Below are 26793 nucleotides of genomic sequence, written 5' to 3'. Positions count from 1 at the left end.
ATGCTTTCCCCTGAAGAACTCAGTGCTCTGGCACTGTCCGCCAAAGTCGCATTGTGTGCAACCTTGCTGTGTTTGCCTTTTGCGATTGCTGTGGCGTGGAGTCTGGTGCATCTCCAGTTTCGGCTGAAATTTTTACTCGAAGCCTGTTTACAGTTGCCAATGGTCTTGCCGCCTGTGGTGTTGGGTTATGGCTTGTTGGTGCTATTTGGTAATCAGGGCTGGATCGGGCACAACTTGCAACAGCTTGGGATTCAGCTGGCTTTTAACTGGAAAGGTGCGGTACTGGCCTCAATGGTGGTGGCGTTTCCGCTGATGGTACAGCCGATCAAACTCTCGTTTCAGTTGATCGATCAGCGTCTTGAACATGTGGCGGCAAGTTTGGGTGCCAATCCGTGGCAGGTGTTTTATAGCATCAGTTTGCCGATGGCGATTCCGGGCATGATCATTGGCAGCATTTTATGTTTTAGCCGCAGTTTGGGTGAGTTCGGTGCGACGATTACCTTTGTCGGGAATATCCCCGATGAAACCCGTACCGTACCGATTGCGATTTATTCGCTGCTGCAACAACCCGATGGTGAACAGATGGCACTGCGTCTGGTGATGCTGTCGGTGGCTTTGGCATTTACGGCACTGATTGCCAATCATTTGATTTTGCAAAAATATCAACAACGTTTGGGGCGGATGTAAATGCTGAACTGTCAGTTTGAATATCGTCAAGCCGATTTCGGTTTGCAGGTTGATCTGCTAACCCAAACGCCTGTATTGGGGATTGTTGGGGCATCAGGTGCAGGAAAATCCAGTTTTTTTAAATGCCTTGCAGGCTTACTGCAACCACAACAGGGCAAAATTCAGCTTAATCAGCATGTGCTTTTGGATAGTCAGCAGGGCGTGAATGTCCCTGTGCATCGGCGCAATATTGCCTTTATTTTTCAGCAAGCCTGCCTGTTTCCGCATCTCAATGTTTTGCAAAATATTGCTTATGCCCAGCGCTGGAAAAAATCCGCAACACCGAAATTTTCCAGTGCTTATATTGTGGAACTACTGGGTTTGGTGCCGCTATTAAAGCGCAAAGCCCATCAGCTTTCAGGCGGTGAAGCCCAACGCGTGGCGATTGCACGGGCGCTGTTATCATCGCCCGATTTATTGCTACTGGATGAACCGACCACGGGTTTGGATCTGCAACTTCGCCAGCAGTTACTGAGTTTTTTAAATACCATTCAACAAGAACTGGCGATTCCGATGCTGTACATCACCCATCATTGGGAAGAACTGGAACAACTCAATGCCCCACAGCTTCATCTGACTGAAGGGCATTTACATTATCAGGATTGAGTGGAGAGGCGTTCGACTCGTTGTAAGCGGCGACCTTCGATCCAGCGAATGGCTAAACTGATCAATCCCATGATTGCTGCCAGCGTTACCACCGCTTGCCAACCTGCCATGGCATAGGCTTTGCTGCCGAGCCATGAACCCGATGCCATGCCTGTGAATACGCCTGTAAATAGCACCGCATTTAAACGTCCGCGCGCAGTCGGTTCTAGGCTATACACCAGCGTTTGATGCGCCACCAAACTGGCTTGTAATCCTAAATCAAAGCCAATCGCAGCAATCGCAATCAACAGCAGTTGGGCATGTATCGACAGCATTGGTAACACCCACATCGTCGCAAATGACAGCATCACCAAAGCTGCACCCAGTTGTGTTACCCGATGCGAGCCATAACGGTCAGACAATGACCCTGCAATCGGTGCAGCTAAAGCCCCTGCCGCACCTGCAATCCCAAAACCACCTGCTGCTGCACTACCCAAGTGATAATGTTCCGCGAGCATGATTGCAAGGGTTGACCAAAAAGCACTAAAAGCAACCGAGAGCAGCCCTTGAGCCAGTGCTGCACGGCGTAAAGCAGGATACTGTTGCCACAAATGTCGCATTGAACCAAGTAAAGCAAAGTAGCCGAGCTGCGCATGTGGTTGAAAGCGTGGCAGTACCCGCCATAAACCGATTGCCACCACAAAGACACTGATGGCTGCCAGTTGGTACATGGCACGCCAGCCCCAGTAAGCTGCAATCACCCCACTGACGGTTCGAGATAATAAAATCCCCAATAACAATCCTGTCATGACCGTGCCGACAAATTTACCTTGTTGCCCCGCAGGTGCGAGAATTGCTGCTGTCGGAACAATGTCCTGTGCCATAGTTGCGGTAATACCGACCACCAGACTAAACAGCAGTACACTGTAGAGCCCCTGACTCAGACTCAGTACCAATAAAGACACAATCAGCAACAGGCTTTTGAGCAGAATTAGCACACGGCGGTCGTAACGATCTCCCAGTGGAATCAGAAAGAAAATTCCCAAGGCATAGCCGATTTGAGTCAGCATCGGAATCAGCCCCAAATCCCCGACTGCAACATGCAAGTCACTGGCAAATAAAGGCAAAATGGGTTGGGAATAATACAGGCACGCCACAGCAATACCTGCACCTGTCGCCAGCATAAACACCAATAAGGATGAAACGGATCGGGTGGGGGCAGCAGTCGTCATAACGGCAATCTCTTGAACGGGGCAGGAACAGATGGCTATTTTGGGACAAATGGCAGATTCGTGGTAGCAGGCGTCATGGTAAAATAGTTATACGTCCAACGTATAGCCAGAACACAAATGAAATCTCTTGAACGTATAGATCGGCTGGAATTGCTACATACCCTGATTCGGATTGTCGAGGCAGGTTCACTGTCAGGGGCGGCACGTCAGCTTGAAGTCTCGCAGGCAACCGTCAGTCGGCGTTTAAGTACCCTTGAGCAGTTGCTTGGGGCAAAATTGCTGCTCCGCACCACGCATGCCACCAAGCTCACCGATGATGGTGAGCGCTGCTATCAGCATGCCAAAAATCTGATTGATGACTGGCTAAATCTGGAAGATGAGCTGAAACAGGTGGCAGATGAAGCTGTCGGTTTATTACGGGTACGCGCTCCACATGCTTTTGGACAACAGCAACTATTACTGCCTGTTTTGGATTTTTTAAAGCGCTCTCCTGCGTTAAATATCGAATGGCGGCTCAGTGACGCTGCACCTGATTTTTTGGCTGATCATATCGACTGCGCCATACATGTTGGTTTTGAGCCTGACCCGAATACGGTGGCAATTTTACTGGCGGAAGTGCCACGCATTATGGTGGCGAGTCCTGAGCTGTTGGCACGATTCCCTGAGATTGAAAATATTGAGGATTTACAGTTATTTCCTTGGTTAGAACTCAGTACTTATTATCGACATGAAATTCAGTTAAATAACCAGATAACCCAAGAAATGCAACGTGTGCCGATCCAATCGCGACTCAGCACAGACAGTTTATTTGTCCTGAAAAATGCCGCATTGCAAGGCTTGGGGATTGCCGTGATTTCTAGTTGGCTGGCGGCGGATGCACTGGCAGATGGAACACTGGTCAATATTCTACCTGAGTGGCAAGCAGCGCCTTTGCCTGTGTATTTGGTCTACCCTTGGGCGCGTTATTATCCTGCACGGTTACGCCAATTTTTAAGCCTGATGCGCGAGGTGATGCCGACCATTTCGGGGATACGACAACTGAAATAAACGCAAAAACAGCGATTTAAAACTGGCAATCCTACTAATGATTTATGCTATTTTAGTAAAACTTTTACCCACTCTTGGGTAAATGAATTCATTTTGTTGGCCTATGCCCGCGCATTTTATTATTTATTGATTTTGTTCGAGTTGATCATGACTAACCGTGTTTCTAACCCACAGCAGCAAGCAGAGTTATCGCCACTGCACGACAGCCCGTTGCCGTTGTATGAACAAGTCAAACAACTGATTATTAAAAAAATCCAAGACGGAATTTGGCCTGCCAACTATAAAATTCCCTCGGAAATGGAACTGGTCAAGCAGCTCGGCTGTAGCCGCATGACCATTAACCGCGCCTTACGTGAACTGACTGAACAGCGCTTTTTGACCCGTATTCAGGGCGTGGGCTCATTTGTGGCAGAGCGACAAAACGAAGCTGCATTATTCCAGATTGACAATATCGCCAAAGAGATTGAAAGCCGTAACCATCGCCATCGTTCCGAGATTATTTTGCTCGAACAGATTCGTGCGAATAAAGAACAATGTCTGCAAATGCAGGTCGCGATTGGGCAGAAACTCTATCATTCAATTTTGATTCATTTTGAAAATGATATTCCTGTGCAACTTGAAGACCGCTTGGTCAATGCTGCGCTGATTCCCAATTATATTCAGCAGGATTTTACCCAAATCACCCCGAATGATTATTTGGTAAAACGTGTGCCGATTAGTCAGGGCGAACACATTGTGGAAGCGATTTTAGCCAATGCCAAAGAATGCAAATGGTTAGAAATCAGCAAAACCGAGCCATGTCTTTTGCTGAAGCGTCGGACTTGGACAGGGGAGCATATCGTGTCGAGCGCCCGCCTGATTTACCCAGGTAGCCGTTATTATTTGAAAGGTAAATTTACCCCAACCACGCGTTATTAACTGGTCTAGAAAATGGGTGAAGTTGTACAAGTGATTTTGGGTCTGCACTAAAAAAATACCTTAAAAAATCGATAAATGAGCCATTTTAGTGCATCTAAAAACAGCGTTTTTTGCCTAAAAAATGACAGTATAATGACATTAATCATAAAAAATATTTTTATAAAATAATACCTTATTGAATTTTTATAAAAATTTTAGCCCTTTCTCTATTTTTTTAAAAAAAACTGATTTATATTTCGACTTGTATATACAAGTTTATACATGCACAGGATGTAAAGAGCGCCATTTTGATGCGATCTTATAAAGCGAAACGCAACGGTAGCGAGTAAATACACGTGGGAAATATGATTTCGGAACAGCTTAAAGCTGAAGCAAACCACAACAAACAGGATTTTGCAGTGGAGACTCATCTCTCCTATGCACAAGAAAATAACAGTGCATGGATGACTTATCTCGCACAGATTGAACGGGTGAAACCGTATCTGGGCGACCTCACCAAATATATTGATACTTTAAAAAATCCAAAGCGTGCGCTGATTGTGGATGTGCCTGTGGTGATGGATGACGGGTCGATTCGTCATTTTGAAGGCTATCGGGTACAGCACAACTTGTCTCGCGGCCCTGGTAAGGGCGGGATTCGTTTCCATCCCAATGTCGATCTCAATGAAGTGATGGCGTTGTCGGCATGGATGACCATTAAAACTGCGGTACTGAATTTGCCGTTCGGTGGCGCAAAAGGCGGTATTCGCGTTGATCCACGCCAGTTGTCAGATGCCGAGCTTGAGCGTTTGACTCGCCGTTATACCAGTGAAATTGGTCATATTATTGGCCCGCAAAAAGATATTCCTGCACCCGATGTCGGCACTAATCCGCGTGTAATGGCATGGGTCATGGATACCTATTCGATTGAACAAGGGCATACCGTGACAGGTGTGGTGACAGGTAAACCTGTGCACTTGGGCGGTTCTTTGGGTCGTGTCAAAGCCACAGGTCGTGGTGTGTTTGTCACAGGTTGTCAGATTGCACAGAAAATTGGTTTGTCGGTTGCAGACAGCCGTGTTGCTGTCCAAGGCTTTGGTAATGTCGGCAGTGAAGCCGCGATTTTGTTTGTTGAAATAGGCGCCAAAGTGGTGTGTGTACAAGACCACACGGGCACCATTTTCAATGAAGCAGGTTTAAATACTCAAGCTTTACAACAGCATGTGCAGCAGCATGGTGGCGTGGCAGGATTTGCCGATGCGACTGAAATTGAAGCGGAAGCATTTTGGGATGTTGAAGCAGAAATCCTGATTCCTGCGGCACTCGAAGGTCAAATCACCGCAGAACGTGCAGAAAAATTACAGGCACGTTTGGTCTTGGAAGGCGCCAATGGCCCAACTTACCCAGAAGCGGATGATATTTTGCATCGCCGTGGGATTATTGTGGTGCCAGACGTGATTTGTAATGCAGGCGGTGTGACCGTGAGTTACTTCGAGTGGGTACAGGACATGTCGAGCTTCTTCTGGAGTGAAACGGAAATTAATCAGCGTCTGGATACCATCATGCGTGATGCGGTTGCCGATGTCTGGAACAAGGCACAAGAAAAGAGCTGCAATTTGCGGACTTCAGCCTACATTTTGGCGTGTGAGCGCATTCTCATGGCACGTAAAGAACGCGGGATTTACCCAGGAAAATAATTGAATGCAGATTGTGCCCAAGTGGTGCAAACTGGAAATGGACTCAGTTTGAATAGGGGTGAAAATTTCCCCCTATGCATCATCTGATGGCAGGTAAACTTGCCGTCAGACCTCTATGAACAGGGTGCTAAGTGGTTTAGCCCCACATAGAACAAACGCGACACAGTGCTGCCGTGGCTTGCTTGATGCATAAAATGAAATTGGCTATTTTTCAATAAATTAGAGGTTAATATGAATCAGCCAATGACGATTACCCGTAATGACTTTAACCAGTGGATGGTGCCTGTATTTGCACCTGCCAATTTTATTTTGGTGCGTGGCGAAGGTTCACGTGTCTGGGATCAGCAAGGTAAAGAATATATTGATTTTGCTGGGGGAATCGCGGTCAATGCATTGGGGCATGCCCATCCTGTTGCGGTACAGGCATTGACTGAACAAGCACAAAAGCTTTGGCATATTGGTAACGGTTATACCAACGAGCCTGTTTTACGTTTAGCCAAACAACTGACCGATTCAACGTTTGCCGAAAAAGTCTTTTTTGCCAATTCAGGCGCGGAAGCCAACGAAGCGGCACTGAAACTGGCACGTAAATATGGCAATGACAGCGGTGTTGAAGGCAAAAACCAGATTGTGGCGTTTAACAATGCCTTTCATGGTCGTACTTTATTTACCGTGACTGCGGGCGGTCAACCGAAATATTCACAAGATTTTGCGCCATTGCCAGAAGGCATTCAGCACGTTGCTTATAATGATTTAGATGCCGCGGCTGCGGTGATTAATGACAAAACCTGTGCGGTGATTGTTGAGCCAATTCAGGGTGAAGGCGGTGTGTTACCTGCCGATGCTGAATTTTTAAAAGGCTTGCGTGAACTGTGTGATCGTCACAATGCCTTGTTGATTTTTGATGAAGTACAAACAGGCGTTGGTCGTACAGGTGCGCTGTATGCTTATATGAATACCGAAGTTGTTCCTGATGTGTTGACCACAGCCAAAGCGTTGGGCGGTGGTTTCCCAATTGGTGCCATGCTGACCACTGATGCTTTGGCAAAAGTGCTGACCGTGGGTTCACATGGTACAACTTACGGTGGCAATCCACTGGCTTGTGCGGTTGCCAATGCAGTGTTTGGCTTTATTAATACACCAGAAGTGCTTGAAGGCGTGAAAGCGCGTCATCAGCAGTTTGTGGCAGGCATTGAAGCGATTAATGCCAAATATCCTGTATTTAGCCAAGTGCGTGGCGAAGGTCTGTTGATCGGCTGTGTGCTTAAAGATGAATATGCAGGTCAAGCGAAACAAGTCACCAATCTGGCTGCCGAAGAAGGATTACTGGCGTTGGTGGCAGGCACAGACGTAGTACGTTTTACGCCATCGCTGATTATCCCTGAAGCGGATATCATTGAAGGATTACAACGTTTTGAACGTGCTGTTGCCCGTCTCGTAAAATAAGGATATTGCCCCATGATGATCGTACGCCACGCCGAGCACCGCGATTTAGACGACATTTATCAGCTTGCCACCAAGGCAGGCACTGGCTTGACTTCCTTGCCACCCAATAAAGAGATCTTGTCGGCACGAATCGAACGTACCCGTAACACCTTAAACGGTGAAGCCAGCAAACATGAACAGGGTTATCTGTTTGTGCTGGAAGACCAGTCCAATGGACGTGTGGTTGGGGTCAGTGCCTTGGAAGTCGCGGTTGGTCTGACCGAGCCGTGGTACAACTTCCATGTTGGTACGCAGGTGCATGCGTCGAAGGCGTTGAATGTCTATAAAGTTTTGCCAACACTGTTCTTAAGCAATGACCATACGGGTTATAGCGAACTGTGTACCTTGTTTCTTGATCCCGAGTATCGGCATAGCAACAACGGCAAATTCTTGTCGAAAATCCGCTTCTTGTTTATTGCGGCATTTCGTCAGTTTTTTCAACAACATCTACTCGCAGAAATGCGTGGGGTATCCGATGAGCAGGGGCGCTCACCATTTTGGGATGAGCTGGGCAAGCACTTCTTTAATATGGACTTCTCTACAGCGGATTATTTAAGTGGTATCGGGCAAAAAGTCTTTATTGCTGAACTGATGCCGCGTTATCCGCTGTATGTGGACTTGCTGCCTGAGAGCGCACGCAATGTGATTGGCAAGGTGCATCCGCATACGTTGCCTGCCTATCGCGTGCTTGAGGCTGAAGGTCTGCGTTATCAGGGTTATGTCGATATTTTTGATGCAGGGCCGACCATTGAAGCTGAACTGGATGACTTACGTGCTGTCAAGGATAGCCGTTTGGTCAGCGTCCGCATTGGTGCAGTCGACAGCAAAAAATCCCGTTCCCATTATTTAGTTGCAAACGAAGCGTACTACGACTATCGCGCCTTGCTGATTCAAGGTCAGTTGCACGATGAAACGCTGTATTTAACTGCCGAGCAGGCACAGCAGCTTGAAGTGATTGAAGGACAGTCAGTACGTATTTTGGCACTTAATCCATTGGAAAAATAACATGTCAGAACAGGCTTTATATATTGCAGGAACATGGCTGCAAGGGCGAGGTATGTCCTTAGAAAAAACCAATCCTGTGACCAATCAGTTGATTTGGAAATCAAATTCAGCAAATTCAGCCGATGTGGATGCTGCCTGTCAGGCAGCCCGCAGCGCATTTAAACACTGGGCGCGTCAAAGCTTGGGCGTGCGTGTTGAAGTGGTACAACGTTTTGCCAGTTTGCTGGAACAAAACAAAAAACAGTTGGCGGAAGTGATTAGCCAAGAAACCAGTAAACCATACTGGGAAACCTTGACCGAAGTGCAAGCCATGATTGGTAAAGTGGCGATTTCGCTACGTGCCTATGAACAGCGTACAGGTGAGAGCAGCACGAGCATGGCAGATGGCGTGGCATCGTTACGTCACCGCCCACACGGCGTACTTGCTGTGTTTGGCCCGTACAACTTCCCTGGGCATTTACCCAATGGACACATTGTCCCTGCATTGATTGCAGGCAACAGCATTGTGTTTAAACCGAGCGAACTCACCCCGTGGACTGCCGAAGAAACTGTGAAGTTATGGCAACAGGCAGGTTTACCTGCGGGTGTCTTGAACTTGGTGCAAGGTGGTCGTGAAACAGGTGAAGCCCTTGCACAACACGCTGAAATTGATGGCTTATTGTTTACAGGCAGCGCCAATACAGGTTACCAGTTAAACCGTCAGTTGGCAGGTGCACCTGAGAAAATCTTGGCACTTGAAATGGGCGGCAACAACGCGCTGATCGTGGAAGATTTTGAAGATGTCGATGCTGCGGTGAATGTCGCAATTCAATCGGCCTTTATTTCTGCGGGACAACGTTGTACCTGTGCCCGTCGTATTTTGGTGAAACGTGGCGCACAAGGTGATGCCTTCGTTCAGCGTTTGGTTGAGGTGGCTGGCAAGCTCCAGATAGGCGCTTGGGATGCTGAACCACAACCCTTTATGGGCGGCGTGATTTCATCGGTTGCGGCTGAGCGCATGTTACAGGCACAGCAAGCTCTTATTGATTTGGGTGCAACCTCATTGCTTACCATGACCCGTTTACAAGCCGACAGCAGCTTACTCAGCGCAGGCATTTTAGAAGTGACAGACGTTGCGAATGTGCCTGATGAAGAATATTTCGGCCCGTTAACTTGTATTCAGCGTTATGAGGATTTTGCACAGGCAGTAGAACTGGCGAACAAAACCCGTTTTGGCTTGGCGGTGGGTTTGATTGCAACGCAACGCGTCTTGTTTGATGAGCTGTTGATTGAAGCGCGTGCAGGGATTGTTAACTGGAACAAACCATTAACAGGTGCATCAAGTGCTGCACCGTTTGGCGGTGTCGGTGCATCGGGCAACCATCGTCCAAGTGCGTTCTATGCAGCGGATTACTGTGCATGGCCAATGGCTTCACTGGAAACAGATAGCCTGAGCTTACCTGAAAAATTAACACCAGGGTTGGTGTTGGAATAAGCCACGGAAATTGGAGAAGAAAATGTTAGGTTACGAAGTCAATTTTGATGGTTTAGTTGGCCCCACTCATCACTATGCAGGGTTGTCGTTTGGGAATGAAGCCTCAACCAAACACCGCAATCTGGTGTCAAATCCAAAACTTGCAGCCAAGCAAGGTTTAGCAAAAATGAAAGCCCTCAGTGATTTGGGCTTGAAGCAAGGCGTGTTGGTACCGCATGAGCGCCCACATTTGCCGATGTTACGTAAACTCGGTTTCCGTGGCGATGATGCCAGTGTATTAGCACAGGCGATGAAGTACGCACCGCAACTGCTTTCATCACTGAGTTCGGCATCCTGTATGTGGACAGCCAATGCTGCAACCGTGTCACCGTCTGCGGACAGTGCCGATGGTCGAGTGCATTTCACCGCAGCCAACCTGAACAACAAGTTTCACCGTTCGATTGAAGCCGACACCACTTCACAGGTTTTAAAGGCAATTTTCCGTGATGAGCAGCATTTCGCGCATCATGCAGCGTTGCCACAAGTGGCACTGTTTGGTGACGAAGGCGCAGCCAACCACAACCGTTTGGGCGGGAGCTATGCGGATCGCAGTGTGCAGGTGTTTGTCTATGGACAGCAGCATTTCAATGGTGAAGCAGGGCCAAAACGCTATCCAGCGCGTCAAACCCGCGAAGCCAGTGAAGCGATTGCCCGTTTGCATCAGTTAGATGCCGCGCACACCGTTTTTGTGCAGCAACATCCTGACGTGATTGATCAGGGCGTTTTCCATAATGACGTGATCGCGGTGAGCAACCAGCAAGTGTTGTTCCACCATCAACAGGCATTTTTACATCAGGCACAAGCCCTCGATGAAATCCGCCGCAAAATGGCGACCATTGAGCAAGAACTGATCGCGATTGAAGTGCCGACTCAGCGTGTTTCGGTGGATGATGCAGTCGCGACATATCTGTTTAACAGTCAGATTTTGACCCGTCCTGATGGAGGTATGAGCATTGTGGTGCCTGAAGAATCTCGCAAAAATGCGGCAGTTTGGGGCTACCTCAATGACATGATTCAAATGGGCACACCAATTGACGACATTAAGGTGTTTGACCTGCGTGAAAGTATGCAAAACGGCGGTGGCCCTGCCTGCTTACGTTTACGTGTGGCATTGAATGAACAGGAATTACAGGCGGTGAATCCGAAAGTGTTGATGAATGAACAACTCTTTACGGCACTGAATCAATGGGTGGATCGTCATTACCGTGACCGTTTAACCCAAGCCGATCTGGTTGATCCACAGTTGTTGATCGAAAGCCGTCAGGCACTCGATGAACTGACGGTGTTGATGAATTTAGGTTCAATCTACCCATTCCAACAAATTTAGGCGGGGCAGTGATGCAGGATTTCTTGGCGATGACGCTCAGTGGACAATTCCCTGAGCCACAGCAGGGGCAGCAGCACGGTTTTACTTGGCATTGGCTGGCTGAAGGCGTACTGGAACTGACCCCAGTACAGGGCTATCACAAGGTGGTGGTGCTTTCGGCAGGCATTCATGGCAATGAAACTGCACCGATTGAATTGCTGAATCAGCTTTGTTCTGATTTGTTTTCGGGCAAGCTCAGCTTGCAGGTGCGTTTGCTGATCATCTTGGGCAATCCAGACGCGATGCGTCAGGGCAAGCGCTACCTCACGGCTGACCTGAACCGTATGTTTATGGGCGGGGTCAGTGGCTTTGCGGAAAGTGCTGAAACTGCACGTGCCAAAGGCTTAGAGCAACTGGTGCAGCATTTCATGCAGCAGAGTGACCCACAGGCGACTCGTCTGCACTATGACTTGCACACCGCCATTCGTGCATCACTTTTCCCGACCTTCGGTTTACTGCCTTATAAAACCGAAGCGTTCGATCCTGAATTTTTAAACTCGCTAGAGGCTGCCGATCTGGATGCCTTGGTTCATCACCAAAGCCTTGGACGCACCTTTAGCCAGTTGACCGCAGAAACCTGCCAAGCCTCTAGCTGCACGCTGGAGCTGGGCAAAGCCTTGCCATTTGGCTGCAATGACCTGACTCAGTTCCAAGCAACGGATGCCATGTTACGCAGTGTGGTGGCAAATCAACCTTTACCACGACGTGGTAAAACCAGTGCGATGCGTCAGTTCAATGTGCAGTATTCACTGCTCAAACAACATGACGACTTTAAGCTGTACCTCAGTGATGATGCCCCGAATTTTACTGTGTTCGAGCAGGGAGACTTATTGTGTACCCAGCAACAGCAGGAAACACGGGCGCAGCACGCCAAAGAATGGATTTTATTTCCTAACCCACACGTACAAAAAGGATTACGTGCAGGGCTGATGCTGACAGAGGATTGAGGGGCTTAGCCCCCAACATCGAACAGCACAGAAATGAATGGATATCATGACCAGTTGACAATAGCGCAACGCTTGCTTAGGAGTGGCGATGAATCGGGAACATAACGATAATCACGCATTAATGGGGGATGGTGATCTGATTGGTCATCATCATTTGGCAGAAGAACCGCATCTTGACCGTGCCTTAACCAACCGACATATCCAGTTGATCGCCATTGGCGGTGCAATCGGGACGGGGCTGTTTATGGGTTCGGGGCAGACCATTTCTTCCTCGGGAACCTCGGTCTTACTGACCTATATGATCGTTGGCTTTTTCTTCTTCTTTGTCATGCGTGCCATGGGAGAATTGTTGCTGTCCAACACCAACTATAAGTCATTTGTGGATTTTGCCACTGCTTATCTAGGCCCGTGGGCAGGCTTCTTTTTAGGTTGGTCGTACTGGCTAGGTTGGATCGTCACCGCCATCGCCGATATTATTGCTATTGGCGGTTATATGCAGTTCTGGTATCCCGACTTGCCTGTCTGGTTGCCTGCCTTGGCGACGGTCACTGTTTTGACCACACTCAATTTGCTGACTGTGAAAATGTTTGGTGAAACCGAGTTCTGGTTCGCCATGATTAAGATTGTCGCGATTGTTGCCTTCCTTATTTTGGGGATTAGCTTGGTGAGCATCGGCTTTGTTTCACCGAATGGCGTGAAAGCATCGCTGTCACATGTCACCAATCCAGATGCCTTTTTACCGCATGGTGTGACAGGCTTCTTGGGTGGCTTCCAAATGGCGGTATTTGCATTCTTGGGGATTGAGCTGGTTGGAACCACCGCAGCAGAAACCAAAAATCCTGAGCAATCTCTTCCAAAAGCCATTAACTCGATTCCTTGGCGGATTCTGTTGTTCTATATCGGTGCTTTACTGGTGATTATTTCGGTGATGTCATGGCAGCATGTTGACCCAGGTCAAAGTCCATTCGTGGCGATGTTCAAACTGGTTGGACTGACTGCGGCAGCGTCTGTGGTGAACTTTGTGGTGATTACCTCAGCGATGTCTTCGGCAAACAGCGGTATCTTTGCCACCAGTCGTATGTTGTATGGTTTGGCAGTTGAAAAAGATGCACCGCAACGCTTTAAAACCTTGTCGAAAGGTAAAGTTCCTGTGCAAGCGATTTTATGTTCAATGGGCTGTGTGGTCGCAGGAACACTGATTCTGTTTGTGACCCCAAATGTCATGACCGCCTTTAATATTGTGACGGCATTTACTTCGATTTTAACGGTATTTGCCTTTGCCATGATCTTGCTGTCGTACTTGGCTTACCGCAAACAACGTCCTGATTTGCATGAACAGTCGGTTTATAAAATGCCAGCAGGGATTTTTATGAGCTGGGCAGGCATTGCATTTATGGTGTTTGTGGTGGCGATTCTGTGTCTTGATCATGATACGCGTATTTCACTGTTCGCTTCACCAATTTGGTTTATCGGACTATTGATTGCTTATAAGCGCCGTGGTCGTAAAGACAGCGAACGGGCTTGGATTTTGGAGAATGGTCGTCGCATTGAAGCTGAACAAGAATAAAACATAAAACCGAACCATCAGCAACTGCCTTGTTTCAGGGGAGATGGGCAGTTGCTTCCCCTAAAAATATCAATATTCATCCGCAATACACCTGACTCGGTTTTGCACGGGGTCGGGATAACAAAATCAATCTATTAAAAATATTTATTATTTACGGGAACATCATCATGAACAAAAAAATTGTACAACTGACGTTAATGCTTGGGTTTGCCTGTTCTAGCCTGCAACCTGTCCTCGCAGCCTTACCGCTGACCAATCAGATTTCCGCACAGCAAACCATCGCACCACAAGCCAATGCATGGGTGGAAATTAACGTACAGGCCTTTGAGCAAAATATTCAGACTTTACAGCAGCAGTTACACGACAAAAGCCAAATTTGTGCGGTAATGAAAGCCGATGCGTATGGGCATGGCATTGCTTTACTGATGCCGAGCATTATCAAACTGAATGTACCTTGTGTCGGAATCACCAGTAATGCCGAAGCCGCAGTGGTACGTCAAAGTGGTTATACAGGACGCATTTTGCGCTTGCGTGCCGCTACCGATCATGAGATTCAAAATGCCGCATCGCTGCATGTTGAAGAATTATTGGGGAACTTTGAACAGGCACAGCGTTTATCTCAATGGGCAACGCAACAAAACCTGACTTTAGCCTATCATTTGACATTGAACTCAGGCGGTATGGATCGTAATGGTTTAGATTTGCAAATGCCTGAAGCCAAGAAACAGGCACTTGCCATGACCAAATTGCCGCATTTAAAACTGGTCGGCATCATGAGTCATTATGCGGTGGAAGATCAAAATTATGTGCGTGAACATTTGGCGATTTTCAATGCACAAACCAACTGGCTGATTCATGCCGCCAAGCTTGACCGTAAGCAGTTGACTTTACACACCGCCAATTCTTTTGCAACTTTGACTGTGCCTGAGTCACATCTGGATATGGTACGGGCAGGTGGTGTGCTGTATGGCGACAGTATTCCTGAACGTACCGAATACAAAAAAATCATGAGCTTCAAGACCCAAGTGGCAGTGGTCAATCATTATGCCAAAGGCACAACGGTGGGTTACGACCAGACCTATACCTTAAAGCGTGACTCGTACTTGGCTAACTTGCCTGTAGGTTACTCTGACGGTTATCGCCGTGCTTTTAGTAACAAGGCGTATGTGTTGATTCGCGGGCATAAAGTGCCTGTGGTTGGACGAACCTCCATGAATACCACTATGGTAGATGTCACTGACTTTCCAGATATTCGTGCTGAAGATGAAGTGATCCTGTTTGGACGACAAGGCAATGCTGAAGTCAAGCAGAGTGATCTTGAAGAATATAACGGTGCGCTACTTGCCGATGTCTACACGATATGGGGGAACTCCAACCCGAAAGTTGCGGTTCGCTATTAATGCTACATTGAATTAATTTAATACATATTTCTCCCCCAACACCCTCAAAGTTATGGCAACTTTGGGGGTGTATTTTTATTGCAGATGATTGAGAGAATTCATTCTGAATCTGTGATATAAATAAAATCGCTTTTTATAATTAAATTCTATATAAAATATTGTTTTTCTATAAAGATTTATATTGAAAAGCCAAAATATTATTTTTAGACATCAAATCGAACCTATTTTTAAAGGTGTATCATGCAGCAGCTTATCGCAGGTGCAAATACGGTTTTAGCGACCCCGTCAGTCGAGCTCGTGATCCGAGCGCGTATTCCCCAAGCCATAGATCTAGACATTACTGCCTATTTGCTGGCGCAGACCACGCAAAAAGTCCGTGGCGATGCCGACATGATTTTCTATGGACAAACCCAAACCCCGAATCAAAATGTGCAATTGTTTGAAGTGGGGAGCAAACCCGATGTTGTAACCCGCATCCGCATCAACACCGCATTGCTCGACAGTGCGATTGGTAAGATCGCGATTTGTGCCACGCTCAGCGAGTCTGCCCATATTCGCGATGTACAGCAACTCAGCATTGATTTACTCAGCGATGGTCATGTGGTTGCAACATCCGAGATCAATACTCAGAGCAAAACTGAAAAGGCACTCATTTTGGCGGAAGTGTATAACCACAATGGTCGTTGGAAATATCGTTTTGTCGATCAGGGCTTTAACGGTGGCTTGAAACCACTGGCAGAAAATTTTGGCGTCGATGTCGCTGAGCCATCGGCAGCGCCTGCACCACAGCCAAGTCCGAGCGTTACGCCGCCAAGTTCAAACCCAAGTAGCAACCAGAATATTTTTGGTCAGCCTGTCAGCTCGACCACAGCAGCACCAAGTGCCCAACCAACACCGCCACCGAGTTCGATCAATTTGTCCAAGATTCGTTTAGACAAGCCCAATTCATCGATTAACCTGACCAAGCACAACGGTTCATTTGGCAAGATTGAGGTGAATCTAAACTGGAACCACTCAGGGGGCGATCGCAGCAAGAGTTTCTTCCGAAAACTCAGTGCAGCTCAATCGGTTGATCTGGACTTGGGCGCGATGATTGAGATGCAAAACGGCGCAATTCATATTGTTCAGGCGCTTGGCAACCGTTTTGGCAGTTATGAAAAATCGCCTTATGCCGAGTTACAAGGCGATGAACGCACAGGTTCATCCTTAAACGGTGAAAATCTGTGGATCAATGGCGAACATTGGGATCAGATTAAACGTATTGTTATTTATACATATATTTACGAAGGCGCAGCAAACTGGGCGGCAACCGATGCTATTGTAAACATGAAGCTTCCCAATCAGCCTCCGATTGAAGTGCCTGTCAATGAAGGCGGCTACCTCAATACCTGTGCCATTGTGGAATTAAAAAATGTCGGTGGGCAAATTCAGGCCAACCGCCAAGTGCAATACTTTGATGACCAGCAAAAGCTCGACGAATTCTATGGCTTTGGCTTTAGATGGACCGTTGGGCGTAAATAGTTGAAATAAGAGGAAACAATAAAATGGCAATTACACTAAATAAAGGCGGCAATCTTTCACTCAGCAAAACTGATCCGTCATTGACCCAAGTGCTAGTGGGTTTGGGTTGGGATGCACGCGCAACCGATGGCGTGGACTTTGACTTGGATGCTTCGGCATTTTTATTGGGTGCGAACGACAAAGTACGTGGCGAACACGATTTTATCTTTTATAACCAACCGCGTTCACCTGAAGGTTCAGTCGAACACACAGGCGACAACCGCACAGGTGCGGGCGATGGCGATGATGAAAGCCTCAAAATTGATTTAACCCGTTTACCTGCCGACGTACAAAAAATCATTTTCACCGTGACCATTCACGATGCTGAAGCGCGCCGCCAAAACTTCGGTCAGGTGCAAAATGCCTTTATCCGTATTGTGAACAATGTATCGCAACATGAGATTGTGCGCTTTGACTTAAATGAAGATTACTCGACTGAAACCGCGATGGTATTTGGAGAGTTATACCGCCATAACGGTGAATGGAAATTCCGTGCGGTCGGACAGGGCTATGCGGGCGGGTTACGCATGATGTGCCATCAATATGGCATCAATATCTAACTGAGCAGGCTGAATGAAACATTTTCGTTTTTCAATTATTTTTACCGTCATCTGTTTGGCACTGTCTGCGTATTGGGGGTTTACTCATGGCGCAGAAGCTGGACTGATGACCATGTTCAAGGCATTAGCCATCACGGGGATTCTCGCCGTGATGGAAGTGTCATTGTCTTTTGACAATGCAGTGGTCAATGCTTCTGTGCTCAAAACATGGAACCATTTCTGGCGTACCCTGTTTTTAACGGTGGGGATTATCGTTGCCGTATTCGGTATGCGTTTACTGTTCCCGTTGTTGATTGTGGGCGTCACCGCCGATATGAGCATTGTCGATGTTGCGCAACTGGCACTGAATGACCCGAAAAGCTACTCAGAAAAACTCATGGCCCATCACCCTGAGATTTCTGCTTTTGGTGGCATGTTCTTGTTGTTGGTATTCCTCAACTTCTTGTTTGACGATGAAAAAGACTCACACTGGTTTCATTGGCTTGAGTCCAAACTGGCGAATTTAGCGAGTATTCCCGCAGTTTCCGTGTTTTTGGCACTGATTTCTTTGTTGGTGATGGCGCACTTTGTCGATGTAGACACCAAACTTGCTGTGGTGGTCTCAGGGATCTGGGGCATCGTGGTCTATGTTGGGGTACAGGTGATTGGTCACTTGCTCGAAGGTGGCGAAAGTTCAGATGAAGAAACCGAGAACAATCAACAAGGTACTTCAGTGGGTGACACTGTTGCAACCGTTGCCAAAGGGGGGATTGGAGGCTTCTTGTATTTGGAAGTTTTAGATGCTTCATTTAGTTTTGACGGGGTGATCGGCGCATTTGCAATTACCAATGATGTGGTGATTATCATGCTCGGTTTAGCCATCGGTGCAATGTTTGTTCGATCTATGACGGTTTTCCTGGTTGAAAAAGGTACGCTGGATGCCTATATATTCTTAGAGCATGGCGCACACTATGCGATTGGTGCGTTGGCATTCATTATGCTCGCAAGTGGTACAGGTGTGCATGTGCCTGAAGTGGTCACAGGCTTGATCGGGATTGCCTTTATTGTCTGGGCGGTTTTATCTTCGATCTCTTATAGTAAAAAACAACAGTAATTTAATTTGATACAGCAGAAGGAAATTTGAATCATGGCGATTAACCTATCTAAAGGCGGCAACATTAACTTATCGAAAACTGCACCAACCATGAATCTGGTTGACCTCGGTTTAGGCTGGAACCCACGCGTCACTGATGGTAAGGCATTTGACCTTGATGCAGTTGCGTTCCTTGTGGGTGAAAATGGTAAAGTGCGCCGTGATAGCGACTTCATTTTCTTTAACCAAAAACAGTCAGACTGTGGTTCAGTGACCCATAAAGGTGACAACCGTACAGGTGAAGGTGATGGTGATGATGAAACCGTTGCAGTAGATTTGGCAAAAGTGCCTGCGGATGTGGCAAAAGTGATTTTTGCGGTGAACATTCACGAAGGTCAGCAAAACGGTCAAAACTTTGGTCAGGTCGACCGTGCTTATATCCGCGTCATTAACAAAGACAATGCCAATGAAGAAGTGGCACGTTTTGACTTGTCAGAAGACGGCAGCACAGAAACTGCGATGATTTTTGGTGAATTGTACCGTCACAATGGTGAGTGGAAATTTAAAGCAGTCGGTCAGGGCTTCAATGGTGGCTTGGGCGCATTGGCTGCGAGCTATGGCGTAGCGGTATAACCACCCCGTCACGGTGCTAAAAGAGTAATCTTTTAGCACTTGAAAAGCTGTCTAGCCGCAGTTTTTCAAGTGCTAATCGACAAGACCAATACACATGGAACTCATCTCAGGGCAAAAGCTCCCGCTGAAAAATTTATTCGAACAACAGCAATTCCGTTTACGTGTTCAATTCAACACGTCACACCATCTTGATTTGTCTTGCTTTGCTTTAGACCAGCAGGATCGACTGATTCATGATGATTACATGGTTTTCTATAATCAACCGAATTCGCCAAACAAAGAGGTTGGTTATAGCCAAGCAGCTAGTATTCATGAATTTCAAATCGATTTAGCCAAAACCAACCCCAATACCGTTTCCCGTCTGGTGTTTTGTGCCACATTGGACAATCCACAGCTGAGCATGCAAGACATTCAAAGTGGTGTGGTGGAATTAATCAACGCGAAGTCTGAAGTGGTCGCTAGTTATCGCTTGTTAGGGACAAGTTTTCGTCAAGAAAAAGCGCTGATGCTGATCGAGATTTATTTTAAAAATGATTTATGGCGTCTGGCTGCGATTGGTCAAGGCTTTAGCGGGGGATTACAGGCACTGGTTGAACATTTTGGTGCAGAAGTGAGTGCAACGCCAAGTCCTGTTGAGCCGACCTCCGTGTTTAAAGTCGATTTACGCAAAAAAGCCATTTTGGACAAGGTACAGGCAGATGCTCCCCATTTGCTGGATTTAACCAAAAAATCCCTGATCAGTCTGGAAAAAAACCAACTGATTGGTGTGCGGGCACGGGTGGCGTTGGTACTGGATTATTCAGGTTCAATGCTGGGTCAGTATCGCCGTGGTGATGTACAACGTGTGTTAGATCGGGTGATGCCATTGGCGATCAACTTTGATGATGATGCCAATTTTGAATGTTGGGCATTTGCTGAACGTCCTTTACGTTTAAGTGATGTGTCCTTGCACAATCTTTCCGATTTTATCAATCGTGAACAAGGCGGTTATAAAAAATGGAAGGCAGGGGCATGTATCAACAACGAGCCTGCGGTGATGCAGGACGTGGTGCAATATTTCCTCAAAGAACAGCCGAGCGACTTACCTGTTTATATCGTGTTCATTTCCGATGGTGGCGTCAGCAGTGCAGCACAGATTAAGCGCTTACTGCGTGAAAACTCCAATCAGCCGATCTTTTGGCAGTTTATCGGGATAGGCGGACGGAGCTATGGCATTTTAGAAAAGCTCGATACCTTGACCGATCGGGTGGTCGACAACTGCAATTTCTTTGCGATTGATCAACTCGATAGCCTGTCGGAGTCAGAATTGTATGACCTGATGCTGCAAGAATTTCCACAATGGCTCGAGCAAGCCAAAGCCAAACAAATTTTAAATTAAGAGGATTTCAACATGGCTGAATTTAATCTGGTCGGTAGCCCTGAACCATTTTTACATGTGTCAATGCGTCAGGGTGAAAAGGTTTATTGTGAATCGGATGCCATGGTCATGATGGAATCCAATTTGGAACTAGGCGGTCAGTTACGTGGCGGCTTATTCCAGTCTTTTGTGCGTAAATTCACTACAGGTGAATCGTTATTTCAACAAGAAATCAAAGCTTCATTTGGGGCAGGAGAATGTTTATTGTCTCCAAACCTCGATGGTGACATGCAGATCTTAAATATCGGTCAGCAGCAATATGTACTGTCCGATGGGGCATTTGTCGCATCGACTGAACAGGTCAATGTCAAAGCCAAAATCCAGACCAATTTGGGGGGGAGTCTGTTTGGGGACAATGGCGGTTTTGTGGTGATGGAAACTTCTGGGCAAGGACAACTGTGTATTTCAGGTTGCGGTACGCTGATGGAAGTCGAGGTCAATTCACAAAATGGCGAAACCGTGATTGATAATGGGCATGTGGTGGCATGGGATTCATCGCTCAGTTACAACATCGGCATGCCCAGTTCCCGAAATCGTGGCATGTTGGGGAATTTGTTAAATAGTGTCACCAGTGGCGAAGGTATGGTCTTGAAATTCCAAGGCTATGGTAAAGTCATCATTTGTTCGAGAAATCGCAACAGTTATATTACTTGGTTGGCGTCAGTACTCAATTTAGGTCAACGATAAACAATAGGAAAAAATAAAATGAGCATTAGCTTGGTGAAAGGTCAGAAAATCTCACTGGCGAAACAAGATGGTTCAAGCCTGTCTAAAATCTTTTTAGGTGCAGGTTGGGACGTTGCTAAAAGTGGCGGCATGTTTGGTCTGTTTGGCGGTGGCAATAAAAGCATTGATCTCGATGTTTCCGTCATTACTTTCGATGCCAACAAAAAACAGTTAGATAATGTCTATTTTGGACAATTACGTAGTCGTGATGGCAGCATTGTGCATTCAGGTGATAACTTGACAGGCGCAGGTGAAGGCGATGATGAAGTCATCCATGTTGATTTGAGCCAAGTGCCAAGCAATGTACAGTCAATTGTGTTTACGATCAGCAGTTTCCGTGGGCAAACCTTTGAAAAAGTAGAAAATGCTTTCTGTCGTTTGGTCGATCAAACTACCAATCAGCAAATTGCTCACTATAACTTATCTGCAAAAGGCAACTATACCGCGCTGATTATTGCCAAAGTGTATCGTCATGACGGTGCATGGAAAATGTCAGCACTCGGTGAAACTTGTAACGGTCGTACCTTGCATGAGATCGTGCCACATATTGTGAATTATCTCTAAGCACTCGCAGCTAAACCATTGAAAAATCCTGAGTATTACTCAGGCTTTTTTATTTGTATTAAATAATTTTCAGTGTGGCAAATGCAGGCTCATGTGGCGCAGGAATCACGCCATAGTGCTGTGCCCGCAGCACAATACGCTGTGCCCAATTGCGATGGGTGGCAGGTTCGAGCATAGAGCCATTCGATTTAAAAACACTTTTGGCATCGTGCTGTAAAATCTGCTCTGCATCTGCCAGTTCATCATGCCGCACCCGATAAGCTTGATGAATCAAACGGACCTGAGTCGGATGAATTGCGGTTTTGGTCAGTAAACCATGCAAGGTATCGAGTTCCAGTTCTTTTTCGAGTAGTTCAGGTTGTTCAATATGTTCAAATACAGGCGCACTGAGCTGAAAGCCTGCAGGAATGAACATGCCTAAAATCTGCTGCATCAGTTGAGCAATCGGGGTGTCATATACTGTGACATGCTTCGGACGGCGCAAATGCAAACAGGACAACAGATCATTGGCCCCGATTCTTAAGCACAGCACAGGTACGAACTCTTGCTGCAAATACTGTTTAGTTTCGAGTAAATAGCCTGTATCGAAATATTCGGCAGTTTCCAAGGTTGGCATGTATTGCAGCTCGGCAGGTAAAATTTGCTGCCAAGTCTGTGCGGTATGCAGGGTAAATTTTGGCAGTACAAAACCGCAAAAGCTGCGATTCAATTGCGATGCCAGTACTTTTTCCGCAATTTCAGTATTGCGTGGACGAATGAATACATGTACAGGATGCTGTACATCGGCAAATTGGGTCTTGAGTAAAAACTGTTTCAGATTCAGCAGAGCACGTTCTAAGTCCTGTTCTAAAACAGCATCTTCCAGACAAATCACCATCGACTTCAGTTCGGGATAGAGCATGCCTTGTGCAATCTCCCAAAGTTTGTTGTGGGTCGCAGGCACATACAGTGTCGCACCCAATTCAATCGCATGTTGTAGTTTCATCATGAACAATCCTTGGGCATGGTTTTAATCAGGGTCACGGCTTGATAAGGGCCAAGCTGCTCACCGAGCACGTCGATGGCAACTTGCTGTTGCTCTGCAAAATGGCGTAACAGTTGGGTCGATGGATGATCAGCATCTTTCAGTAAAATCCGTTCAGGCACACGTCTTAATACTGCACGCGTCGCTTCTGCAATGCTTGGTTTAATATGATTGACCTGCTCAACCCGATAATGCTGCATCAGCCAGTCAATGGTCTGCTGGCTTTGCTGTTGCTGTTGTTGACGCTGAGTATTGCCCCACAGACAGCTTTGTTGCTCAGGTTGTTGTTGAATGTGGCTACGAATCTGCTGAATAAACGAGTTGGACAGATCATGTTCGGTAAGCGTGTGGTATTGAATACAGCCATGCCATGTGCCTTGCTGTGCATGTTCAGGCAAAACACTACGTGAAATCAGCCCTGAAATGATTGAACCCAGTACGCCCGAAGGAATCAGCCAGTCATCCTGACTGGCAGCTAACCACGCACAGCCTGCCAAATCGCTCAGTACCAGTAAGCGCGGTAAACCACTTTGGGTATCCCACAGCTCGGGATAGTCCTGCAAACTCCTGCTCAGTTCACGGGTAATTGCGCCTTTACCCGTCCAACCATCCACAAATACAATGTTTTTAGCACCATGCAGGCGAATGATTTGATCCAGTGCGGCATGATCAATGCCACGATCACGGATGATGCTCACTCCATAATGATAACAAGGCACTTGTGCTGCCAAATAATCACGCAGCAATACACCCAAAGGGACACCCGCACGCACCAAACTCACCAAGACAATTGGCTCAGGGGCATACAGTTCAAGCAGCCGATTTCCCAGTTGTTGCACCTCTTTGGCCATACGCGCCGCCCCGAGTTGCATGGCTAAATCATAATGCTGCAAATGGGTGGCAGAGGGCGGATGTTCGGCGCTGAGCATACTCGAATAGTGCTTCTTACCCGATTGAATCAGTTGTTCTTTTTCCTCAATATTGGTCGGCTGCATCTGCAAAATATTCAGCAGAAAGCGGACTTCATGGGCAGGATATGAACCTGAAAATCCGAGTGTTTGGGAGAGATCAGTAGCAGCATTAGTCATGACCAAAAAATCCTTTTTGTTGATAATCCTGTTGCAAGGCCTGATGCGTAAAGCGGTTGAGCTGGCTGTTTTTTGGCATACCAAACCAGTCGCAAAGTTGCAGAAAATCAAAATCGGACAGGCTATCACCAAAGCCCAAATACACACGCTGCTCCTCGGGATCGAGCTGTTGTAACAGGTATTCTACAGCGCGACGTTTCGATACTGTTTTGGGAATAATGGCGAGATTATGACCATTGATATGTAAGTAAAAATCTTGCCAAAGTTCAGCAGGCAGTCGAGTGGTCAAGCTATGTAAAAAAGGCGCTTCACTGTGATGTTGCTTAGCCACCACATAAATATGCTGCTGATCATCTTGCTCCGTCCATGTACGGACTGTACCCAAACCTTCGGCATGCTGTTCTAGTTCATCACAAAGCTGTTGCATACGGTCTTGTAGGTGTGCCAGTTCATTGCGCTGCTGCTGTTGCCAGTGGCGATCAATTTCTCCATTGCTGAGTACAATCGCCCCACCATTTAGGCAAATAGCCCCATGTGGAAATGGCATTTGTACCCGTAATAGAGATTCAACCGAACGAGCGGTAACGGCAATGAGTTCGCTATGTGCCATGAGCCAGTCCACCATGAGTTGCTGCTTACCCGACATAAATGCAAGAGGCTTGCCATGTCGGTCTAAACTGGCGACACGGTCATGCTGTTCAGGTGCGCGACGTCGATAGGTCTGGAACAAGGTATCATCCAAATCGACTAAAATAATCGGTTGTTTAGGCAACATAACTGACCACCTCCAGATTTGGAATCTGTTGCAACAAGGCAGGATCTACACTTTCATGCCCAGTTTCAATGACTAAAATCACACGGTCATAGGCGTTAGCATCGACGTTATAACTAAAGTTGGGAATGTTCATCCCATAGTTGTCACGAAACTCTAAACGCTGCTGAATCGCATGACCCTCTGCAATCGGGGAGCGGGTGGTGGAGCTGAAATAAACTTCAGCGCCTTGCTGTTCGAGTGCTTCTGCCATGAGAAATGGAATCCACGTAAATTCACATGAGCCAAGCACTAAAATTTTCTCTCCTGTAGCACGAGGCTGTAAGCTGTGCCACGCCTGCCCAAGTTGATAGGTGGGTTCACGCCCCCACGTATTTGGGGCAATCACCGCATGTTGACCTTGTGCAGTAATATTCACGTTCGGCATGTTGACGGCTTTGGGGTCAAGTGCATCTTGCCATGCCCAACGCCCTGACATCAGGCTAATGGAATGATTGGGAATGTTGGCAATCTGCTGAATATCTTGATCGCCCGTCCAGTCCACCAAAGAAATACTGATCACCTGTTCAATCTGCTGCATACCCGCAGCCTGTAAACTACTGACTAAGTTGGCAATGGTTTTGCCTGTGGAAATTTCATCATCCACCACAATCAAGGTTTTGGTATTGAGTAAATGCTGATGCTTGACGGCATCGTGACTGGAGTGAATCAGTTGATCTTGCGCATGGCTATGTTCTTCTAAAAAATCTCCAAAAATCGGTAAGTCACTTTGGATATGACGGGTAGTTGTCGCAAACAAGCAGGCACTGGCGCAGTGCTTTTGATATTCACGGAAAATTCCTGCACCAAGTCCAACCGCCGTTTCTGCCATCGCAATCATGGTGACAGGTGCCTGAGGCGCAGGTGGAATAAGTGCAGCTAAATCCTGATAACTTTTTTGCATTTGGCTCGGCTTTACAGGAATGTGTTTTCCTAAGACCCGAGAAACAAACAAAAATGCCCGCTTGGGGTTAATGCGTTCAGCAAAATCCAGCAGGCTGTGCAGTTGCCAATCGGCATGACTGCGAAGAGGACTGACAGTTAAAGTACCACGTTGTAATTGTACTTGGTGCATCGTGATTATTTTCCTTCGATCACGGTTGTAATAGGGCGAACTGAAATATTAGGTTGATCAATCTGCCGTTGAAATGGCAAGTTCAGTTTATGAGAAATCAGTTCTGCAATTAAATTCAAGCCTGTTGGGCGTGAGTAGGCGAAACCACCTGCAGGACGTGAGTTAATTTCTAAAATAAACCACTGCTGTTGATCATTCTGTTTCAATTGGATATTGATTAAACCATCGAGTTGAAAGAGTGTGACCAGACGCTGGCAAATATCATCACAAGGTCCATCTACAGTAATGTCTTGATAACCTGTACGCTTAATGCGAGTGGCATGAGCCAAAACCTGACCTTGACTACAGGCAATATCGACTGAACATTCTTCACCTGCCAGAAATGGCATGACCAAATAAGGAATAGGGACAGCAAGCGCTGCATATGCTTCACAGAATTGCCGTAAGGTGGTTACAAAGGGATATTTATATTAGACCTCTTGCGAAAGTTAATTTAAGAGCATCCAATTCATCATTCCAGCAATTAAATTCATTCTTAGACCAAAGCGTTTCCGTCTATTTCTATAGCGTTCTGTTAATATCCGAAAATGTTTAAGTTTGCCGTTGATATGTTCAATTGTGATCCTACGCCGACTGATTTCTTGGTTGATCTGTTTTGCTATTTGGGGTAATGACAAATTCTTAGGTTTCTTGATTGGAATGAGTAACTTACTCTTAATCTGATGAAATCCTTTATAGGCTAAATCTGCCATAATACAAGGATAAATGACCATCTCCTTCAAATACTTACGCGCAA

Annotated in this window: 26 protein-coding genes; 19 read left to right on the top strand and 7 right to left on the bottom strand. The window is 46.8% G+C overall.

The annotated features are described in order from the left end of the window. Window positions 1-687, top strand: a complete 687-nt coding sequence (gene modB, locus GBN19_RS06720) for a molybdate ABC transporter permease subunit (RefSeq protein ID WP_151777600.1) — start codon at window positions 1-3, stop codon at window positions 685-687. Further along, window positions 688-1332: an ATP-binding cassette domain-containing protein gene (locus tag GBN19_RS06715; protein WP_151777599.1), complete on the top strand. Its 645-nt coding sequence runs from the start codon at window positions 688-690 to the stop codon at window positions 1330-1332. Here GBN19_RS06715 and GBN19_RS06710 read toward each other — a convergent pair. Further along, the gene (locus GBN19_RS06710; protein WP_151777598.1) at window positions 1323-2543 is read right to left on the bottom strand and encodes an MFS transporter; all 1221 of its coding nucleotides are present in this window, start codon (window positions 2541-2543) and stop codon (window positions 1323-1325) included. The genes GBN19_RS06715 and GBN19_RS06710 overlap by 10 nt on opposite strands. A gap of 117 nt (window positions 2544-2660) precedes the next feature. Here GBN19_RS06710 and GBN19_RS06705 point away from each other — a divergent pair, with 117 nt between their 5' ends. The 17 genes from GBN19_RS06705 to GBN19_RS06625 all read left to right on the top strand — a co-directional run bounded on the left by GBN19_RS06705 (window position 2661) and on the right by GBN19_RS06625 (window position 21999). Further along, entirely contained in the window at window positions 2661-3590 is a 930-nt protein-coding gene (locus GBN19_RS06705; RefSeq protein ID WP_151777597.1) for a LysR family transcriptional regulator, read from the top strand. A gap of 147 nt (window positions 3591-3737) precedes the next feature. Next, window positions 3738-4508: a histidine utilization repressor gene (gene hutC, locus GBN19_RS06700; RefSeq protein ID WP_111894093.1), complete on the top strand. Its 771-nt coding sequence runs from the start codon at window positions 3738-3740 to the stop codon at window positions 4506-4508. A gap of 443 nt (window positions 4509-4951) precedes the next feature. Beyond that, window positions 4952-6184 (top strand): Glu/Leu/Phe/Val family dehydrogenase, encoded by a 1233-nt coding sequence (locus GBN19_RS06695; protein ID WP_375707861.1) that lies wholly within the window; start codon window positions 4952-4954, stop codon window positions 6182-6184. Window positions 6185-6415: 231 nt separating this feature from the next. Further along, a complete protein-coding gene (locus tag GBN19_RS06690) occupies window positions 6416-7630 on the top strand; it encodes an aspartate aminotransferase family protein (RefSeq protein ID WP_151708991.1) in 1215 nt (404 codons plus the stop codon). A gap of 12 nt (window positions 7631-7642) precedes the next feature. After that, on the top strand, window positions 7643-8674 hold the full coding sequence (gene astA / locus GBN19_RS06685) for an arginine N-succinyltransferase (RefSeq protein ID WP_151777596.1): 1032 nt from the start codon (window positions 7643-7645) through the stop codon (window positions 8672-8674). 1 nt (window position 8675) lies between these two features. Continuing rightward, a complete protein-coding gene (gene astD / locus GBN19_RS06680) occupies window positions 8676-10148 on the top strand; it encodes a succinylglutamate-semialdehyde dehydrogenase (RefSeq protein WP_151777595.1) in 1473 nt (490 codons plus the stop codon). Window positions 10149-10170: 22 nt separating this feature from the next. Then, entirely contained in the window at window positions 10171-11514 is a 1344-nt protein-coding gene (astB, locus tag GBN19_RS06675) for an N-succinylarginine dihydrolase (RefSeq protein ID WP_151708994.1), read from the top strand. A gap of 11 nt (window positions 11515-11525) precedes the next feature. After that, the gene (astE, locus tag GBN19_RS06670; protein WP_151708995.1) at window positions 11526-12500 is read left to right on the top strand and encodes a succinylglutamate desuccinylase; all 975 of its coding nucleotides are present in this window, start codon (window positions 11526-11528) and stop codon (window positions 12498-12500) included. A gap of 88 nt (window positions 12501-12588) precedes the next feature. After that, window positions 12589-14067: an amino acid permease gene (locus GBN19_RS06665; RefSeq protein ID WP_151777594.1), complete on the top strand. Its 1479-nt coding sequence runs from the start codon at window positions 12589-12591 to the stop codon at window positions 14065-14067. A 167-nt stretch (window positions 14068-14234) separates the two neighbouring features. Beyond that, the gene (gene alr / locus GBN19_RS06660) at window positions 14235-15467 is read left to right on the top strand and encodes an alanine racemase (RefSeq protein WP_151777593.1); all 1233 of its coding nucleotides are present in this window, start codon (window positions 14235-14237) and stop codon (window positions 15465-15467) included. Between the two features lie 240 nt (window positions 15468-15707). Further along, window positions 15708-16988, top strand: a complete 1281-nt coding sequence (locus GBN19_RS06655) for a TerD family protein (protein WP_151777592.1) — start codon at window positions 15708-15710, stop codon at window positions 16986-16988. A 23-nt stretch (window positions 16989-17011) separates the two neighbouring features. After that, the gene (locus GBN19_RS06650; protein WP_151708998.1) at window positions 17012-17587 is read left to right on the top strand and encodes a TerD family protein; all 576 of its coding nucleotides are present in this window, start codon (window positions 17012-17014) and stop codon (window positions 17585-17587) included. Between the two features lie 13 nt (window positions 17588-17600). Next, entirely contained in the window at window positions 17601-18680 is a 1080-nt protein-coding gene (locus GBN19_RS06645) for a DUF475 domain-containing protein (RefSeq protein WP_151777591.1), read from the top strand. A 33-nt stretch (window positions 18681-18713) separates the two neighbouring features. Then, window positions 18714-19292 (top strand): TerD family protein, encoded by a 579-nt coding sequence (locus tag GBN19_RS06640; RefSeq protein ID WP_151777590.1) that lies wholly within the window; start codon window positions 18714-18716, stop codon window positions 19290-19292. Window positions 19293-19386: 94 nt separating this feature from the next. Then, complete coding sequence (locus GBN19_RS06635) at window positions 19387-20670, top strand: VWA domain-containing protein (RefSeq protein WP_151777589.1); 1284 nt, start codon at window positions 19387-19389, stop codon at window positions 20668-20670. A gap of 12 nt (window positions 20671-20682) precedes the next feature. Further along, a complete protein-coding gene (locus GBN19_RS06630) occupies window positions 20683-21396 on the top strand; it encodes a TIGR00266 family protein (RefSeq protein ID WP_151777588.1) in 714 nt (237 codons plus the stop codon). 18 nt (window positions 21397-21414) lie between these two features. Further along, complete coding sequence (locus GBN19_RS06625) at window positions 21415-21999, top strand: TerD family protein (RefSeq protein WP_151777587.1); 585 nt, start codon at window positions 21415-21417, stop codon at window positions 21997-21999. A 58-nt stretch (window positions 22000-22057) separates the two neighbouring features. Here GBN19_RS06625 and GBN19_RS06620 read toward each other — a convergent pair whose 3' ends face one another. The 6 genes from GBN19_RS06620 to GBN19_RS06595 form a co-directional block, all read right to left on the bottom strand. Continuing rightward, complete coding sequence (locus tag GBN19_RS06620; protein WP_151777586.1) at window positions 22058-22987, bottom strand: HpcH/HpaI aldolase/citrate lyase family protein; 930 nt, start codon at window positions 22985-22987, stop codon at window positions 22058-22060. After that, a complete protein-coding gene (locus tag GBN19_RS06615; protein ID WP_151777585.1) occupies window positions 22984-24111 on the bottom strand; it encodes a cysteine protease StiP domain-containing protein in 1128 nt (375 codons plus the stop codon). Before GBN19_RS06615 ends, GBN19_RS06620 begins: the two co-directional genes overlap by 4 nt. Beyond that, the gene (locus GBN19_RS06610) at window positions 24104-24886 is read right to left on the bottom strand and encodes an HAD family hydrolase (RefSeq protein WP_151777584.1); all 783 of its coding nucleotides are present in this window, start codon (window positions 24884-24886) and stop codon (window positions 24104-24106) included. The genes GBN19_RS06615 and GBN19_RS06610 overlap by 8 nt, the downstream gene beginning before the upstream one ends. Next, window positions 24876-25997 (bottom strand): phosphoribosyltransferase domain-containing protein, encoded by a 1122-nt coding sequence (locus GBN19_RS06605; protein ID WP_151777583.1) that lies wholly within the window; start codon window positions 25995-25997, stop codon window positions 24876-24878. The genes GBN19_RS06610 and GBN19_RS06605 overlap by 11 nt, the downstream gene beginning before the upstream one ends. A 5-nt stretch (window positions 25998-26002) precedes the next feature. Beyond that, entirely contained in the window at window positions 26003-26386 is a 384-nt protein-coding gene (locus tag GBN19_RS06600; protein WP_151777582.1) for an ATP-grasp domain-containing protein, read from the bottom strand. 99 nt (window positions 26387-26485) lie between these two features. Continuing rightward, window positions 26486-26793, bottom strand: a 308-nt coding sequence (locus tag GBN19_RS06595) for a transposase family protein (protein WP_151777581.1), incomplete at its 5' end; no start/stop codon positions are given.

Origin of the sequence: Acinetobacter brisouii (assembly GCF_008993995.1) — a bacterium.
Lineage (GTDB): Bacteria > Pseudomonadota > Gammaproteobacteria > Pseudomonadales > Moraxellaceae > Acinetobacter > Acinetobacter brisouii_A.
The sequence above is the reverse complement of the archived record's forward strand: the minus strand, read 5'-3'. Positions and strand labels throughout refer to the sequence as shown.